At 72.0% G+C, this 16,451-nt stretch carries 12 protein-coding genes and 1 pseudogene; 9 read left to right on the top strand and 4 right to left on the bottom strand.

All coding sequences use genetic code 11. The features are described from left to right. The 4 genes and pseudogenes from ACFW22_RS10000 to ACFW22_RS09985 all read left to right on the top strand — a co-directional run. A pseudogene (locus ACFW22_RS10000) lies at window positions 1-670 on the top strand (hypothetical protein); the annotation flags it as partial. 154 nt (window positions 671-824) lie between these two features. After that, window positions 825-2,168 carry an ABC transporter substrate-binding protein gene (locus ACFW22_RS09995; protein ID WP_386401192.1) on the top strand — a complete coding sequence of 448 codons (1,344 nt, stop codon included), beginning with the start codon at window positions 825-827 and terminating at the stop codon, window positions 2,166-2,168. 9 nt (window positions 2,169-2,177) lie between these two features. Beyond that, window positions 2,178-3,479, top strand: a complete 1,302-nt coding sequence (locus ACFW22_RS09990; RefSeq protein ID WP_386401190.1) for a carbohydrate ABC transporter permease — start codon at window positions 2,178-2,180, stop codon at window positions 3,477-3,479. Beyond that, the gene (locus ACFW22_RS09985) at window positions 3,476-4,411 is read left to right on the top strand and encodes a carbohydrate ABC transporter permease (RefSeq protein ID WP_386401188.1); all 936 of its coding nucleotides are present in this window, start codon (window positions 3,476-3,478) and stop codon (window positions 4,409-4,411) included. The genes ACFW22_RS09990 and ACFW22_RS09985 overlap by 4 nt, the downstream gene beginning before the upstream one ends. A gap of 9 nt (window positions 4,412-4,420) precedes the next feature. Here ACFW22_RS09985 and ACFW22_RS09980 read toward each other — a convergent pair whose 3' ends face one another. Beyond that, on the bottom strand, window positions 4,421-5,020 hold the full coding sequence (locus ACFW22_RS09980) for a TetR/AcrR family transcriptional regulator (protein ID WP_386401186.1): 600 nt from the start codon (window positions 5,018-5,020) through the stop codon (window positions 4,421-4,423). Window positions 5,021-5,132: 112 nt separating this feature from the next. Here ACFW22_RS09980 and ACFW22_RS09975 point away from each other — a divergent pair, with 112 nt between their 5' ends. Genes ACFW22_RS09975 through ACFW22_RS09965 form a run of 3 tightly spaced genes read left to right on the top strand, consistent with a single transcriptional unit; the run spans window position 5,133 to window position 8,285 of the window. Further along, entirely contained in the window at window positions 5,133-6,113 is a 981-nt protein-coding gene (locus ACFW22_RS09975) for an ABC transporter permease (protein WP_386401184.1), read from the top strand. Continuing rightward, window positions 6,106-6,918 (top strand): ABC transporter ATP-binding protein, encoded by an 813-nt coding sequence (locus ACFW22_RS09970; RefSeq protein ID WP_386401182.1) that lies wholly within the window; start codon window positions 6,106-6,108, stop codon window positions 6,916-6,918. Before ACFW22_RS09975 ends, ACFW22_RS09970 begins: the two co-directional genes overlap by 8 nt. A gap of 11 nt (window positions 6,919-6,929) precedes the next feature. Then, window positions 6,930-8,285 (top strand): glycosyltransferase 87 family protein, encoded by a 1,356-nt coding sequence (locus ACFW22_RS09965; protein WP_386401180.1) that lies wholly within the window; start codon window positions 6,930-6,932, stop codon window positions 8,283-8,285. Between the two features lie 104 nt (window positions 8,286-8,389). On the opposite strand, the gene ACFW22_RS09960 is transcribed toward ACFW22_RS09965, so the two are convergent. Beyond that, window positions 8,390-13,357: an NAD-glutamate dehydrogenase gene (locus ACFW22_RS09960; RefSeq protein WP_386401178.1), complete on the bottom strand. Its 4,968-nt coding sequence runs from the start codon at window positions 13,355-13,357 to the stop codon at window positions 8,390-8,392. Window positions 13,358-13,776: 419 nt separating this feature from the next. On the opposite strand from ACFW22_RS09960, the gene ACFW22_RS09955 reads away from it, so the two are divergent. Beyond that, entirely contained in the window at window positions 13,777-14,331 is a 555-nt protein-coding gene (locus ACFW22_RS09955) for a DJ-1/PfpI family protein (RefSeq protein ID WP_386401176.1), read from the top strand. Window positions 14,332-14,425: 94 nt separating this feature from the next. On the opposite strand, the gene ACFW22_RS09950 is transcribed toward ACFW22_RS09955, so the two are convergent. Both ACFW22_RS09950 and ACFW22_RS09945 read right to left on the bottom strand, forming a co-directional pair. After that, window positions 14,426-15,082 (bottom strand): HAD family hydrolase, encoded by a 657-nt coding sequence (locus tag ACFW22_RS09950; protein WP_386401174.1) that lies wholly within the window; start codon window positions 15,080-15,082, stop codon window positions 14,426-14,428. Window positions 15,083-15,137: 55 nt separating this feature from the next. Continuing rightward, on the bottom strand, window positions 15,138-15,644 hold the full coding sequence (locus ACFW22_RS09945) for a DUF6912 family protein (RefSeq protein ID WP_386401172.1): 507 nt from the start codon (window positions 15,642-15,644) through the stop codon (window positions 15,138-15,140). Between the two features lie 274 nt (window positions 15,645-15,918). Here ACFW22_RS09945 and ACFW22_RS09940 point away from each other — a divergent pair, with 274 nt between their 5' ends. After that, window positions 15,919-16,407: an Rv3235 family protein gene (locus tag ACFW22_RS09940; protein ID WP_386401170.1), complete on the top strand. Its 489-nt coding sequence runs from the start codon at window positions 15,919-15,921 to the stop codon at window positions 16,405-16,407. The last annotated feature ends 44 nt before the right edge of the window (window positions 16,408-16,451 follow it).

Genomic DNA, 16,451 nt, shown 5'->3' with positions numbered 1-16,451 from the left:
CGGCCGCGCCAGCGGACGCATCCCCCACCCGAGCACCGGCGACCCCACCGACCGACCCAGCGGACGCGTCCCGCATCCCGGCGCCGAGCCGTCGGGGAGGACCGCGTCCCCCGGCCCGGGGGACCGGGCGACGACGGGCACCGGGCACCTGCCGCGGCTCGTCGTGCTCGTCGACGATTTCGACGCCCTGGTCGCCCCGGCGCTCGGTGCCCCCGGCCGACCGGCCGCCGGGTCGGTCGTCCGGGCCCTGGAGGCCGTCGCACGGCACGGGGAGCGCCTCGGGGTGCACCTGGTGGCGACTTCGGCGCGCCCGGACCGCACGGCCGACACCGAATTGGCGCACGGGGCCCGGCTGCGGATCGTGCTCGACGCTCCTCCGGTGGAAGCGGGCCCGGACGTGCCGGCGGCCGGACGGGGGCGACTCGGCCACCCGGACGGCCGGGTGACCCCCTTCCAGGCGGGGCGCGTCACGGGGCGGATCCCGCGCACGGCCACGCTCCGTCCGACGGTCGTCCCGCTGGAGTGGGAGCGGATGGGCGACCCGCCCACCCGTCGCCCGGTCCGCGAGCTGGGCAACGGACCGACGGACCTGGCCTTGCTCGCGAGCGCCCTCGATCGGGCGGCCCGCTCCGTGGAAGCGGTGCCGGTGGCCCCGCTCAGCCACGCCTGATGCCCCCGAATCGCTCCGTCGGGCACCCTGACGACACGTCACAAGCCAATTACGATCGCCCACTTGACGCGAAAGGCGGTATTGCGGGGGCCCGCACCCCGGCGTAGACCTGTCGGCACGGGACAGCGACGCGCACGAAAGAGACGGGGCAGCAATGCGTACAACTCTTCGTCCACGCAAGGCCGTGGCCACGGCAACGGCGACCGTCCTCGCCCTGGCCCTCGCGGCCTGTGGCAGCGGGAGCGACGGGAGCGGGGGCCCGGAGGGGGCCGGCTCCCTCGCGGGCGAGACGGTCACGGTCGCCGCCGTCTGGACCGGGCCGGAGCAGGAGAACTTCACCAAGGTCCTGAAGGAGTTCGAGAAGCGCACGGGCGCGAAGACCGTCTTCGTGCCGGCCCAGGACCCGATCGTGAACTTCCTCGGCACGAAGATCGCCGGTGGTTCCCCGCCGGACGTGGCGATGCTTCCGCAGGTGGGCGCGATCCAACAGGCCGTCGCGGAGAAGTGGTTGAAGCCGGTCGGCCCGGACGCGAAGGCCCAGTTGGCGGCGAACTACTCGCGCGGTTGGCAGGAGCTGGGCGCGGTGGACGGCACCCAGTACGGGGTCTACTTCAAGGCCGCCAACAAGTCCCTGGTCTGGTACAACTCCGCGGTCTTCGACAACGCGGGCGCCGCCGAGCCGAAGACCTGGAAGGAGTTCCTCGGCACCGCCGAGACGATCTCGGCCTCGGGCGTGGCTCCGGTCTCGGTCGGGGGTGCGGACGGCTGGACCCTCACCGACTGGTTCGAGAACGTCTACCTCTCGCAGGCCGGCCCGGCCCGCTACGACCAGTTGGCGAAGCACTCGATCCCGTGGACGGACCCGTCCGTCACGGCCGCGCTGACCACGCTCGGCGAGTTGTTCGGCAAGCCCTCGCTGCTGGCGGGAGGAGCCGACGGGTCCCTGCAGACGGAGTACCCGACCTCGGTCACACAGACCTTCACGGGCGGCGACCAGCCCAAGGGCGCGATGGTCTTCGAGGGCGACTTCGCCGCCGTCAACATCGCCCAGACCGGCGCGGAGATCGGGAAGGACGCGAAGGTCTTCCCCTTCCCCGCGGTCGGCGGCGGCGCGGCCCCGGTCGTGACGGCAGGTGACGCGGCCGTGGCCCTGAAGGACAGCAAGGGCGCGCAGGCGCTCCTCGCCTTCCTCGCCTCTCCGGACGCCGCGAAGATCTGGGCGGCCGAGGGCGGTTTCCTGTCCCCCAACAAGAACCTGGACCCGGCCGCGTACCCGAACGACGTCCAGCGCGAGATCGCCCGGGCGCTCATCGGCGCGGGCGACGACTTCCGCTTCGACATGTCGGACCAGATGCCGCAGTCCTTCGGCGGGACGCCGGGCAAGGGCGAGTGGAAGGCGCTCCAGGACTTCTTGAAGGACCCGAAGGACATCACCGGCACCCAGGCGCGCCTGGAGGCGGACGCGGCGAAGGCGTACCGGGCCGGCGCGAAGGGCTGAGGCGCCGCGATGCCGAGGACCACCCGTCGGAGCGGGGTCGTGGCGGCGGGGTTCCTGTTGCCCGCCCTGCTCCTGCTCGGCGCGCTCGTCGTCTACCCGATCGGGTACTCCGTCCGCCGCTCCTTCTTCGACCGCTCCGACGCCTCTTTCGTCGGCCTCGACAACTACCTCGCCCTGGTCACCGACGAATCGCTCCGCACGGCCCTCCGGAACAACCTGATCTGGTTGGTGGTCGCCCCGGCGGTGGCCACCGCCCTCGGTCTGGTCTTCGCGGTCCTGACCGAACGGGTTCGCTGGGGCACGGCCTTCAAGCTGGTCGTCTTCATGCCGATGGCCATCTCGATGCTCGCCGCCGGGATCATCTTCCGGTTGGTCTACGAGCAGGATCCGGACCGGGGCGTCGCCAACGCCGTCTGGGTGGGGGTCCACGACACCTTCGTCGAGTCCTCCGGCTTCCCCAAGGCCCGGCCGCTGCCGGTGCACCCGCTGGAGGAGGCCGGCGACGGGGCGTACGTCACGAAGGGGCCGGTCCGGGCGGGCGTGCCCGTCAGCATCCCGTTGATCGGGGTGGCACCGGCACGGATGCCGAAGGGAGCGCTCCCGGCACACGCGCCGACGGACACGGTCACCGGTGCCGAGGTCACCGGCACGGCCTGGTTGGACTTCACCCGGGGCGGCGGCGGGAAGCCGAACGTCGTCGATCCGGGAGAGCCGGGGCTGAAGGGCCTGCGGATCGAGGCGGTACGGGACGGGAAGGTCGTCGCCACGACCACGGCCGCGGCCGACGGCAGCTTCGGCCTGCCGGCCGACCGCGCCGACGGCGCCGTGCTCCGCCTGCCCACGAGCAACTTCCGGGAACGGTACGACGGCGTGGAGTGGCTCGGCCCCGCGCTGGTCACCCCGGCCGTGATCGGGGCCTACGTGTGGATGTGGGCCGGGTTCGCGATGGTGCTGATCGGCGCCGGGCTGGCGGCCGTGCCGCGGGAACTGCTCGAAGCGGCGCGGATGGACGGTGCGAACGAGTGGCAGGTCTTCCGACGGATCACGGTGCCGCTCCTGGCCCCGGTCCTGGTGGTCGTCCTCGTCACCCTGATGATCAACGTGCTGAAGATCTTCGACCTGGTCTTCGTGATCGCGCCCGGCTCGACGCAGGACGACGCCAACGTGCTCGCGCTCCAGTTGTACCGCTCGTCCTTCGGCACGGACGCGGACCTCGGGGTCGGCTCGGCCATCGCGGTCGTCCTGCTCCTCCTCGTACTGCCGGTGATGGTGGTCAACATCCGCCGCATCCGAAGGGAGTCCCGCCGATGACCCCGCCCGCCACCGGGAAGGCCCCCGGGGGGACCACCGGAAGCGCGGTCCGCCCCGCCACCCGGCTCGCGGCCCGCCCCGTCACAAGGCTCGCGGCCCGGCTCGCCTCCGGGGCCGCGTCCGGCGCCGTACGGGTCTTCCTGGTCCTCGTCGGCCTGTTCTGGCTGCTGCCGACGGTCGGGCTCCTGCTGTCCTCGCTCCGTTCGCCCTCCGACATCGCGGCGAGCGGCTGGTGGCGGGTGCTCGCCTCCCCGGCCCAACTGACCACCGAGAACTACGGCCGTCTCCTCGCGAACGACACGATCACCGGTTCCCTCCTCTCCACCGTCCTGATCACCGTCCCGGCCACCCTCCTCGTGCTCGTCCTCGGCTCGTTCGCCGGGTACGCCTTCGCCTGGCTGGAGTTCCCCGGCCGGGACTGGTGGTTCCTGGGGGTGGTCGCGCTCCTCGTGGTCCCGGTGCAGGTCGCCCTGGTTCCGGTGTCGAAGCTCTTCGGTGCGGTCGGGCTCTTCGAGACGACCGCGGGGGTCGTCCTCTTCCACACCGCCTTCGGCCTGCCGTTCGCGGTCTTCCTGCTGCGGAACTTCTTCGCGGAGATCCCGCGCGAGCTCCTGGAGGCGGCCCGGCTCGACGGGGCGGGCGAGGTGCGCCTCTTCACCCGGGTGGTGCTGCCGCTCGGCGGTCCGGCGATCGCCTCGCTGGGGATCTTCCAGTTCCTGTGGGTCTGGAACGACATGCTGATCGCACTGGTCTTCGCGGATTCCCAGTCCCCGCCGATCACCGTGGCCCTGCAGCAGCAGGTGCGCCAGTTCGGCAACAACGTGGACGTGCTGGCGCCGGGGGCGTTCGTGTCGATGGTGGTGCCGCTGGTGGTGTTCTTCGCGTTCCAGCGGCAGTTCGCGTCCGGGGTGATGGCGGGTGCGGTGAAGTAGGCCCCGGGGTCAGGCCGTGAGGGCGGCGACCGCCGCACGCGCGAGCCCGTCGACGTATCCGGCCGGCAGCGGGGTGCGGACGACGACCAGGCGCCAGTAGAGCGGTCCGATGACCAGGTCGAGGGCCCGGCCGGGGTCCGTACCGGTGGGGAGTTCGCCGCGTGCGACGGCCTCGCGGACGATCCGGGTCATGACGCCCTGCTGGCCGTCGAGCAGCACGGCCCGGACGGTCTCGGCGATCTCGGGCTGTCGGGCGGCCTCGACGAGCAGGTCGGGGATGACCTGTGAGGCGACCGGGTGACGGAGGGCGTGCGAGGCCACGTCGAGGAGGGCCCGCACGTCCCCGTACAGGGAACCGCTGGCGGGGGCCGGGAGGCCCTGGGCGGCGAAGGCCCCGACGAGGTCGAGGACCAGGGCGAGCTTGGACTTCCAGCGCCGGTAGACGGCGGTCTTGCCGACTCCCGCCCGGCGGGCGATGCCCTCGATGGACATCCGGGCGAAACCGACGGCCGCGAGTTCCTCGAAGACGGCGGCGCGGATGGCTTCGGTCACGTCCTCGCGGAGCACGGCGGCTCCGGCGGGGGCACGGCGGGGGGTCGGCTCGGTCATGGACGGCATCCTAACCAAGGGCAACGTCACGACGATACGGTTGCGTTCCGACGCTTGATCGCCCTAACCTCCCCGTAGCGACGATACGGACCCGTCCCCTCGTCCACGGCACATGCACCCCGCATGCGCGCCCCTTCACCGAAAGCGCCCGCCCGTGACCACGACCCTGCCCCCCGCCGCACCGGCCCCGGCACCCGCCGCACCAGGGGCACCGACCGCCGCCGCGGAGGACCTGAGCGCCCTCGCCCGACGGCACGGCCTGAGCGTCAGCGGCGCCCGCCCTCCGCTCCCCGCCTACGTGCGGCAGCTCTGGTCCCGCCGCGACTTCATCACCGCCTTCGCCACGGCCCGCCTGACCGCGCAGTTCAGCCAGGCCAAGCTCGGCCAGGTCTGGCAGGTGATGACCCCGCTCCTCAACGCGGCCGTCTACTACGTGATCTTCGGCGTCCTGATGGACGCGAAGAGCGGGGTCCCCGACTACGTCCCCTTCCTCATGACCGGCATCTTCGTGTGGACCTTCACCTCCAACACGGCCCTGGCCGGCACCCGGGCGATCAGCGGCAACCTGGGACTGGTGCGCGCCCTGCACTTCCCGCGTGCGAGCCTGCCGATCTCGCTCGCACTCCAGCAGCTCCAGCAGCTGCTGTTCTCGCTCGCCGCGCTCGTCATGATCCTGGTCTGCCTGGGCGAGTTCCCCACCTGGAGCTGGCTGCTCGCCGTCCCCGCGCTCCTCTGCCAGACGCTGTTCAACACGGGCACGGCGCTGGTCCTCGCCCGGCTCGGGGCCCGCACCCCGGACATCAGCCAACTGATGCCGTTCGTGCTCCGCACCTGGATGTACGCCTCGGGCGCGATGTGGTCGATCCAGAACCTGGCGGCCGGCGGACGCTTCCCGGACGCCGTGGTGCTGGCCCTCCAGTGCAACCCCGCGGCGGTCTACATCGACCTCGTGCGCTTCGCCCTCGTCGAGAGCCACACGGCGGCCCAGTTGCCTCCCCATGCATGGGCGCTCGCCGCCGGCTGGGCCCTGCTCTCCTTCGGGGGCGGCTTCCTCTGGTTCTGGAAGGCGGAGGAGACCTACGGCCGTGGCTGACGCACCGGGAACCCCGACCGTCGTGGCCGACGACGTCCACGTCACGTACACCGTCCACGGCGGACGTCCCGGCGACCGAGGCGGTGCCGGCGCGGCGCTCGGTCGGATGCTGCACCGTCGCACGACACCGGACGACCGCCGGGTCCACGCCGTGCGGGGCGTCAGCTTCGTCGCGCGCCGGGGCGAGGCGATCGGCCTGATCGGTTCGAACGGATCGGGGAAATCCAGCCTCCTCAAGGCGGTCGCGGGCCTCCTGCCCGTCGCACGGGGCCGGATCTTCACCCGGGGGCAACCCTCCCTCCTCGGTGTCAACGCGGCCCTGATGGACGACCTGACCGGCGAGCGGAACGTGATCCTGGGCGGCCTCGCGCTGGGCATGAGCCGCACGGAGATCGAGGCGCGCTACGAGGAGATCGTCGAGTTCTCCGGCATCGACGAGAAGGACGGGGCGATCTCGCGCCCGATGCGGACCTACTCCTCCGGCATGGCTGCCCGACTGCGGTTCTCCATCGCCGCGGCCAAGAGCCACGAGGTGCTGCTCGTCGACGAGGCCCTGTCGACCGGTGACGCGCACTTCCGCCGCCGCAGCCGGCGGCGGATCGACGAACTGCGGGCCGGGGCGGGAACGGTCTTCCTGGTGAGCCACGCGCACACGACGATCACGGAGACCTGCGACCGGGCACTGTGGCTGGAGGCGGGAACGCTGCGGAGGGACGGGCCGGCGGAGGAGGTGGTGGCGGCGTACGAGGAGTTCGCGGCCCGACCGAGGAGCAACCAAGCGAGCAAATGGGACATTAACGACTAAAGTGCGGTGGGGTGACGAACGATCACCCGCCTCTCGATCGCCCCCGCCCCGACCCGTCCCGGACGTCCGACCCCCGGGGTGCCCCCGCCGCCCCGCCACGGTCCGAGGGCGCCCCTCCCGCCCTCACCCGGTCCCCCTTCGCTTCGGAGACCTTCACCTCCGCCACCTTCGTCACGGTCAGCCGGGGCCCCGCACTCGCCCTCGCCGCCGTCTGGCTCCTCACCCGGGTCGGCATGCTCCTCCTCCTCGTCCGCGACGACCTCGGCATCGGCGGGGTGAGCGGCGAGATCGCCCTGTACGAGCACTGGTACGGAGGATTCGCGGACGGCACCTTCCCCTCCGGCGACGTCACCTGGCAGTACCCTCCCGGCGCAGGACTCGTGATCATGTCGCCGGGCGTCCTCCCCTGGCTCACCTACTTCCAGGCCTTCGTCGCCCTCGCCCTCCTCGCCGACGCGGTCGTCGCGCTGGCCCTCGCCCACGCCGATGCCGCCCGCGCCACCCACGGCGCCTGGATCTGGGTCTGCGGACTCCCGCTCCTCCTCCACCTGCCGCTCGCCCGGTACGACGTCCAGACCACCGCCCTCGCCGTGCTCGCCCTGCTGGCCATCGGGGCCCGGGCCCCCGCCGCCCACCAGCTCGGCGGGGCGCTGGCCGGGATCGGCGCGATGGTCAAGGTGTGGCCGGCGCTCGCCCTGATCGGCACGCCGCGCGGTCGCACCACCCGCGAGGCCTGGACCGCCGCTGCCGTCGCCGCCCTCGCGCTCCTCGCCACCCTCGCGCTCTTCTTCTCCGACTCCCTGGACTTCCTCCGCCAACAGGGCGACCGGGGCATCCAGATCGAGTCCCTGGGCGGCACGGCACTCGCCCTGGCCCGGGCCGCCGGTGCCTGGCCGGGCGGGGTCGAGTTCCGCTACGGATCCGTCGAATACGTCGGGCCGTACGTCTCCACCCTCGGGCACCTCGCCCTGTTGCTCACCGTCATCGCCTTCGGCTGGCTGCTCCTGTGGCGGCTCCAGGCCCGTCGCTGGAGCCCCGCCACCCCGCTCGACGCGGCCCTGACCGCCGTCCTGCTCTTCACCGTGACCAGTCGGGTGATCAGCCCCCAGTACCTGATCTGGCTGCTCGGCCTCGCCGCCGTCTGCCTGACCTCCCGCGCGACCGTGATGCGCCCGGTGGCCCTGCTGCTCCTCCCGACGGCCGCGCTGAGCTCGCTCGCCTACCCCGTCCTGTACGCCGAGGTCATCGCCGGCACCGTCCCCGGCCTGACCGTCATGCTGCTGCGCAACGGCCTGCTGCTCGCGGCGGCCCTGCTGGCCGCCCGCCGGCTGTGGACCTCGACGGCCGCCGTCCCCACGGGGGCCTGAGGATCCGCAGCGCCAGGGGCGGCGCGCACCGCCGGCTCCCGTTCGGCCCGGACGTGCAGGAGGGCCCCGCCGGAACTCCGGCGGGGCCCTCCCTCATGAACGCATCAGCCGTGCGAACGGAGCAGCGTCCGCATCGTGCGCATCGCCACGGACAGGTTCGCCAGGTCGAAGGTGTCCGAGCCCTGGATCTCCTCCAGGGTCGTCCGCGCGCGGCCCAGGATCGCCGCGTTCTTCTCCTCCCAGGCCTTGAACCGCTCCTCGGGGCTGGTCGTGCCGTTGCCGACCGTCAGGACCTCGGCGGTCAGGGCCGCGTGTGCCGCGAAGAGGTCCTCGCGGATCGAGGCACGGGCCATCGACTGCCACCGGTCGCTGCGCGGCAGCTCGATGATCCGGTCCATCAGATCGGTGATCCGCAGCCGGTCGGCCAGGTCGTAGTAGACCTCGGCGACGGCGAGCGGCTCCTTGCCCGCACGGTCCGCGATCGCGACGACGTCGAGGATCGGGAAGGCGGAGGAGAAGCCGGCGACCCGCAGGGCGATCTCCTCCGGCACGCCGACCTCGGTCAGCTCCGCCAGGATCGACTGGTACCACTCCAGGTCCGAGCCGCGCAGCAGCTCCGGGAGCCGGGTCCAGACCTCTTCGACGCGCTCGGCGAAGAACTCGATGGTCTCGGTGAGCTGGAGCGGCTGCGGCCGGTTGTTGAGCAGCCAGCGGGTGCCGCGCTCGACCAGCCGGCGGGAGTGCAGTCGCATCCGGGTCTGGACGTCGGCCGGCACCCGGTTGTCGAGGGCCTCGACGGCGTCCCAGACCTGACCGAGGCGGAAGACGGCCCGGGCGGCGGTCTGCGCGCGGACGATCTCCTCGATCGATGCTCCGGTCTCCTCGCGGAGGCGGTGCAGGAAGGTCGAGCCACCGGTGTTGACGGTGTCGTTGACCAGGACGGTCGTGATGATCTCGCGGCGCAGGGCGTGGCCGTCGACGGCCTCCGGGAACTTCTCGCTCAGCAGCGACGGGAAGTACGCGTGGAGCAGCCCGCGCAGGTACGGGTCGTCCGGGAGCTCGGTGCCGATCAGCTCCTCGGCCACCGTGATCTTGGTGTACGCGAGGAGGACGGCGAGCTCGGGCTGGCTCAGGCCCCGGCTGTTGTTGAGGAGCTCGCGGATCTGTCGGTCGTTGGGCAGGAACTCCAGGGCGCGGTCGAGCTCGCCGTCGCGGCCCAGGCGGCGCATGAACCGCTGGTGGGCGTGGAGCAGGGACGGCGACTGGGCGACGGCGTTGGCGAGGGCGGTGTTCTGCGCGTAGTTGTTGCGCAGGACGAGCCGGCCGACCTCGTCCGTCATCTCCGCGAGGATCTTGTTGCGCTGCTTGACGGTCATGTCGCCCTCGGCGACGAGCCCGTTGAGCAGGATCTTGATGTTGACCTCGTGGTCGGAGGTGTCGACGCCGGCGCTGTTGTCGATGGCGTCGGTGTTGACCTTGCCGCCCAGGCCTTCGGGTCCGCCGCTGCGGGCGAACTCGATGCGGCCCAACTGGGTGGCGCCGAGGTTGCCTCCCTCGCCGATGACCTGGGCGCGGACGTTCTGGCCGTCGACGCGGATGGCGTCGTTGGCCTTGTCGCCGACGTCGGGGTTGGACTCCGCCGAGGACTTCACGTACGTGCCGATGCCGCCGTTCCACAGCAGGTCGACGGGGGCCTGCAGGATGGCCTTCATCAGCTCGGCCGGGGTCAGCTTGGTGACGCCGTCCTCGATGCCGAGCACGGCCCGCATCGGCGCGTTGACCGGGATGGACTTGGCGGAGCGGGGGTGGATGCCGCCGCCGGCCGAGAGCAGCTCGGTGTTGTAGTCGGCCCAGGACGAACGCGGCAGGTCGAAGAGCCTGCGGCGCTCGGCGTAGGAGACGGCCGCGTCCGGGTTCGGGTCGATGAAGATGTGGCGGTGGTCGAAGGCGGCGACCAGGCGGATGTGCTCGGAGAGCAGCATGCCGTTGCCGAAGACGTCGCCGGACATGTCGCCGACGCCGACGACCGTGAAGTCCTCGGTCTGGGTGTCGTGGCCCAACTCGCGGAAGTGCCGCTTGACGGACTCCCAGGCGCCGCGGGCCGTGATGCCCATGCCCTTGTGGTCGTAGCCCGCGGAACCGCCGGAGGCGAAGGCGTCGCCCAGCCAGAAGCCGTACGACTCCGCGACCCCGTTGGCGATGTCGGAGAAGGTCGCGGTGCCCTTGTCGGCCGCGACCACGAGGTAGGTGTCGTCCTCGTCGTGGCGGACCACGTCGGCCGGCGGCACGACCTCGCCCGCGACCAGGTTGTCGGTGATGTCGAGGAGCGCCGAGATGAAGGTCTTGTAGGAGGCGATGCCTTCGGCCAGCCAGGCGTCGCGGTCCACGGACGGGTCCGGCAGTTGCTTGGCGACGAAGCCGCCCTTGGCGCCGACCGGCACGATGACGGTGTTCTTCACCATCTGGGCCTTGACCAGGCCGAGGATCTCCGTGCGGAAGTCCTCCCGGCGGTCGGACCAGCGCAGGCCGCCTCGGGCGACCTTGCCGAAGCGCAGGTGGACGCCCTCGACGCGCGGGGAGTACACCCAGATCTCGAAGGCCGGACGCGGGGCCGGCAGGTCGGGGATGGCCTGCGGGTCGAACTTCATCGACACGTAGGAGTGCGGGCGGCCGTCCGCCGCGGCCTGGAAGAAGTTCGTCCGCAGGGTGGCCTTGATGACGGTGAGGAAGGACCGCAGGATCCGGTCCTCGTCCAGGCTCGCGACCTGGTCGAGGGCGCCGTCCAGCTCCTCCAGGATGCCGTCGGTCAGCTCGGTGCCGGCGCGCTGGCGCTCCGGTGCCATCCGGGCCTCGAAGAGGGAGACGAGCAGCCGGGTGGTGTGGACGTTGTTGCGGAGGGTGTCCTCCATGTAGTCCTGGCTGAAGGTGGCACCGGCCTGCCGGAGGTACTTGGCGTAGGCGCGCAGCACCATCGCCTCGCGCCAGGTGAGCCCGGCGGACAGGACGAGCGAGTTGAAGTTGTCGTTCTCCGCCTCGCCGTTCCAGGTGGCGGCGAAGGCCTCCTGGAAGCGCTCGCGGGCGTCGTCGCCGAGGTAGTCGGCGCCGCTGCCGGAGGAGGCCGGCATCCGCAGGCCGAAGTCGTAGATCCAGGCGTGGGTGCGGTCGGCGCAGCGCAGCTCGTACGGACGCTCGTCGGTGACCTCGACGCCGAGCCGGTTGAGGACCGGCAGGACGGCGGAGAGCGAGATCTGGTCGCCCGTCTTGTAGATCTTGAAGCGGCGCTCGCCGGGCCCGGCGGCGACGGGCTCGTAGAGGGAGAGCGCGAAGTCCTTGCCGCTCGCCGTGAGGGCTTCCATGCGGACCAGGTCGGCCACGGCGGCGCGCGGCGAGTGGTCGGCCTTGTAGCCCTCGGAGAAGGCGGTGCCGTAGCGGCGGAGCAGCTCGGCGGCGCGCTCTTCGCCGAACTCGGCGTTGAGCGCCTCGCCGAAGCCGTCGGCCCAGGAGCGGGCGGCTTCGACCAGCCGGGACTCGATGCGGTCGACGTCGGCATCGGTGAGCTTCGCCAGCTCGGTGCCGGGCTTGACGCGGACGACGAAGTGCAGGCGGGACAGGATCGACTCGGTGTTCCAGGCGGTGAAGTCGACGCTGGTGCCGTCGAGCTCCTCCTTCAGGATGTCGATGATCCGCAGCCGGACGCGGGTCGTGTAGCGGTCGCGCGGCAGGTAGACGAGGGCCGAGTAGTAGCGGCCGTACTCGTCCTGGCGCAGGTAGAGGCGCAGCCGGCGCCGCTCCTGGAGGTAGAGGACGCTGGTGACGACGGACTGCAGCTGGTCGACCGGGGTCTGGAAGAGCTCGTCGCGCGGGTACGTCTCCAGGATCTGGAGCAGGTCGCGGCCGTCGTGGCTGTTGGGCGAGAAGCCGGCGCCCTCCAGGACCTCCTGGACCTTGCGCTTGACCACGGGGACCCGGCGGACGGACTCCGTGTAGGCGGCGGAGGAGAAGAGTCCGAGGAAGCGCCGCTCGCCGATGACGTTGCCCTCGGCGTCGAACTTCTTCACCCCGACGTAGTCGAGGTAGGAGGGGCGGTGCACAGTCGCCCGGCTGTTGGCCTTCGTCAGGATCAGCAGCTTGTGCTCGCGCGCCTTGGCGCGGGCGTCGGCGGGCAGCCGGCTGAAGGACGGCGAGACGGGGTGGGCGTGGTGGCCCTGGTCGTCGGCGCCGTGCTGGGGGTCGGAGCGCAGGATGCCGAGGCCAGTGCCGGGGACGGCGGCGAGGGCATCGCCGTTGACCAGCTCGTACTCTCGGTAACCGAGGAAGGTGAAGTGGTCGTCGGCGAGCCAGCGCAGCAGCTCGCGGGCCTCCTCCACCTCGGTCGGCCGCAGGTCGGAAGCGGTGGGCTCGGAAGGCAGCCCGTCGGCGATGCGCAGGGCGGCATCGCGCATCTTCTCCCAGTCCTCGACCGTCTCGCGGACGTCGGACAGCACGCGCAGCAGGTCGTTGGTGATCTGCTTGAGGTCGGCGCGGTCGGTCTCGCGGTCGATCTCGACGTGGATCCAGGACTCGGTGAGGGCGTCGTGCGGCAGCTCGCCGTGGATCTGGGCCGCCAGGACCTCGATGAGCTTTCCGGTGACGTCCCGGCGGACGAGGACCTGCGGGTGGATCACGACGTGGATGCCGCGGCCCTGGCGGGAGAGCTCGTTGGTCACCGAGTCGACGAGGAAGGGCATGTCGTCGGTGACGACCTCGACGACGGAGTGGCTGCTGGTCCAGCCGTTCTCCTCCACCGTCGGGGTGTGGACGCGCACGTTCGCGGTGCCCTGCGGGCGGTTCTCCGCGAGGCGGTAGTGAGAGAGCGCCGCGCCGAACACGTCGACCGGGTCCCGGTCGTCGAGGTCCTCCGGCGCGGTGTGCAGGTAGTAGCGCTGGAGGTAGTCGAGCACGGTGTCCCGGTCCGGACGTTCCTCCGCGCCCTCCGGGCCCGTCGGAAGTCGCCCCCCGACCGGGCTGTGCTCAGCTACCCGAGCGGCCCGTTCGAGCAGCTCGGCCTTTGCTTCGTCCAGCTTGGTCTGCATGTCCTCTGACTCCTGTCGCGCGCCGTTGCGTGACGTCGGTGGAAGAAAGGGCACAACGCCACGACGCGGGGATTCCGGTCGACCTCGACGCTATGCCCGGATGAGAGATGCCCGGGTCTTTATCGGCCACGGAACGCGGCGCACCCGGACGGAGGGGATCGGCGGACGCACGGTCGGCCCGGCCGCTGTCGCGGGCCGGGCGGCAGCCGGGGGCTTCACTGCCCCCCTGGCGTATCGCGCTGATCACGGGAAAAGCCTATCGCCCCGGACCCCCGAACCGTCATGAGCCGTATGCGTACAAAAGAGCGGGCGAAGTTTGACGTTATGGACAGCGACACGTGTCCTCTTGGCAAAGCACGCCGGGGACGGCAGCGTGGACCCGAGTACGGCAGACCGACCCTCTGTGATCTGGGAGAGCCATGGCGAAGATCCTGATCGTGACCGGTGACGCGGCGGAGTCGCTGGAGGTGATGTACCCGTACCAGCGGCTTCTGGAGGAGGGGTACGAGGTCGACATCGCGGCCCCGGCCCGCAAGACGCTCCGCTTCGTCGTCCACGACTTCAAGCCGGGCTACGACACCTACACGGAGAAGCCCGGCTACACCTGGCCCGCCGACCTGGCCTTCTCGGAGGTGGATCCGGGCGCGTACGTGGCCGTGGTGATCCCCGGCGGACGCGCGCCGGAGTACCTGCGCAACGACCCGGAGCTCCGCAAGATCCTCAAGGCGTTCTTCGACGCCGACAAGCCGGTGGCCCAGATCTGCCACGGCCCGCTCCTGACGGCGGCGGTCGGCGGCCTGGAGGGCCGCCGGGTCACCGCCTACCCGGCCCTGGAGATCGACATGCAGGTGGCGGGGGCCACCTTCCAGGACAGCGCGGCCGTGGTGGACGGCCTCCTGGTCTCCTCCCGGGCCTGGCCGGACCACCCCAGCTGGATGCGCGAGTTCCTGAAGGTCCTGCGCGCCAAGGCCTGACGCACGACGGCACCGCGCCCTGCCCGACGTCGGGGCGGGCACGCCGCGGTCCGGGACGCACCCCGGACCGCGGCCGGGGCAGCGCGGCGGACCGCTACACCAGCTCCTCGGCGACGGCGACCGCCTCTTCCAGGGAGTCCACCACCGGCGCCCCGACCCGCTCCAGCGACGCCCGACTGTGCGACCCCCCGGTGTACAGCACCGCCCGTGCACCCACGTGGGCCGCCGCCACCGCGTCGTCGGCGGCGTCGCCGATGACGACCACGCGCTCCGCGGGGACCCGCAGCGCGGCGAGGTGCCGCACCATGTGCCCGGACTTCCCGTCGGTCGAGGTGTCGACGCGGCCGTCCAACCGGACGAACCGCTCTGCGATTCCGTGCCTCTGCACGAGCGGCACGAGGTGCACATGGGGCGCGAGCGAGAGCAGCGACTGCGTGAGTCCGGACGCCTGTCGCGCCGCGAGGAGCTCGGCCGCACCGGCAGTGAGACCGCACGACTCGGCCCGCTCCCAGTAGTGCCGGTGGAAGACGTCGTCCATGACGGCCCACTCCTCCTCGGTCGGCAGCCGACCCATCAGCCGCTCGTAAAACTTCGGCACCGGCACGGTGTACAGCTCGCGGTAGCGCTCCAGGGTGATCGACGCGAGTCCGAGCTCCGCGAAGGCCGCGTTCGTCGCCCCGATCACCGCGCCGATGTCGTCGAGCAGTGTGCCGTTCCAGTCCCAGACCAGGTGCTTCCCGTGCTTCCCCATGGAAAGAAAGTACCCGGCCCCACCGGCGGCGAAGAGTCCACGACCGCCAGGGCAGTCAGCCGAGCAGCGTCGGGATCTCCTGCACCCCGAACCAGAGCAGCTCGTGGTCCTCGGCCCCGTCCACGACGAACTGCGCGTCGTCGTCGCCCCGGTCCGCCGCACCGAGCGCGTTCGCCGCGGCGGTGACGTCCTCGTCGGCGTCCTCCGCGTCGGCGTGCACCGCCGCCGCCTTGGCCAGCGGAACGGCACCGGCGATCCGCACCTCGCCGAGGGAAGCGGCGTCGAGCCCGCGCTCGGGGTCGACGACGGCGTCCTTGTCGGCCACGTCGACGGCGACCACGATCCGCCGCCGGGGCGCCTCGGGGTCTCCGGCGAGAAGGCGCAGGGAGGCGGAAGCGGCCCGGTTGAGCGCCGCGTACTCCAGCTCCTCGATGTCGTCGGAGACGTACCACTCGCGCAGCGCGGGGGTGACGGCGTAGGCGGTCAGCGGGCCGGGGCCCAGCTCGCCCGCCTTGTGCGCCTGTGCGAGACCGGGAAGGGTCAGGGGGACGTAGACGCGCATGGCTGGCCGCTTTCGTAGTCGGAGAGGCCCTCAGGATACGTGCGGAGTCCCCCTTCGGGGCGGCCGGGCGAACGCACCACGCGGCCACTGCCGGAGGGCGTCCTCGACGCCGCCGGAGATCCGGTGTCCCCCGGCGTCACCCTGATAGGTGATCCGCCTTCCGGAGCGCCCCTGCCCGAAGGGCGCTTGCGGGCCCCCGGGATCCACCCGTACAAGATCCTCAGGTCAAGTTACCGACTGGTACCGCTCGCTCACGGAACGACAGGGGCCCGCCATGAACACCACGCTGACCAGCACCCCCTCACCCACCCCACGCCGCCGCGCGGCCCCCGGCGGCCCGGCCGGCACCCGCCCCCGCGGCGCGGCGGGCCCCCGTCCCCACGGCCCGGCCCAAGGCGGCCCGCGCCGCACCGCGCCCCGCGCGCTGCCCCCGCACACCGTCTTCGCCGAGCGCCTGCTCGCCGTGCTCAGCGGTGAGCGGCCCGTCCACTGGATGCTCGGCCACACCGTCGGCACCGCCTACGAGCAGCTGGTCCGGCTCGCCCCGCACACCCCCCTGCGCTCCCCCGGCCCCCGCCCGGTCCTGCGCCGCTGCTCGGTGCAGGTGCACTCCCCGCAATCGGTCGTCGAGGCCTTCGCGACCGTCACCACCGGAGCCCGGGTGCGGGCCATGGCGTTCCGCCTGGAGCGCGGCGGCGACCAGCGCTGGCGCTGCGCCGCAGTGGAACTCGACGGACTCGACGGCACCGCCCGCCGGCCATGACGGAGGGGCCGGCCGCCCCCTCGGGCAACCGGCCCCTCCGCACT

Origin of the sequence: Streptomyces sp. NPDC058872 (genome assembly GCF_042743065.1) — a bacterium.
In the GTDB taxonomy this organism is placed as follows: Bacteria; Actinomycetota; Actinomycetes; order Streptomycetales; family Streptomycetaceae; genus Streptomyces.
Note: the sequence above shows the minus strand (reverse complement) of the source record. Positions and strands in the feature narration are given on the sequence as shown.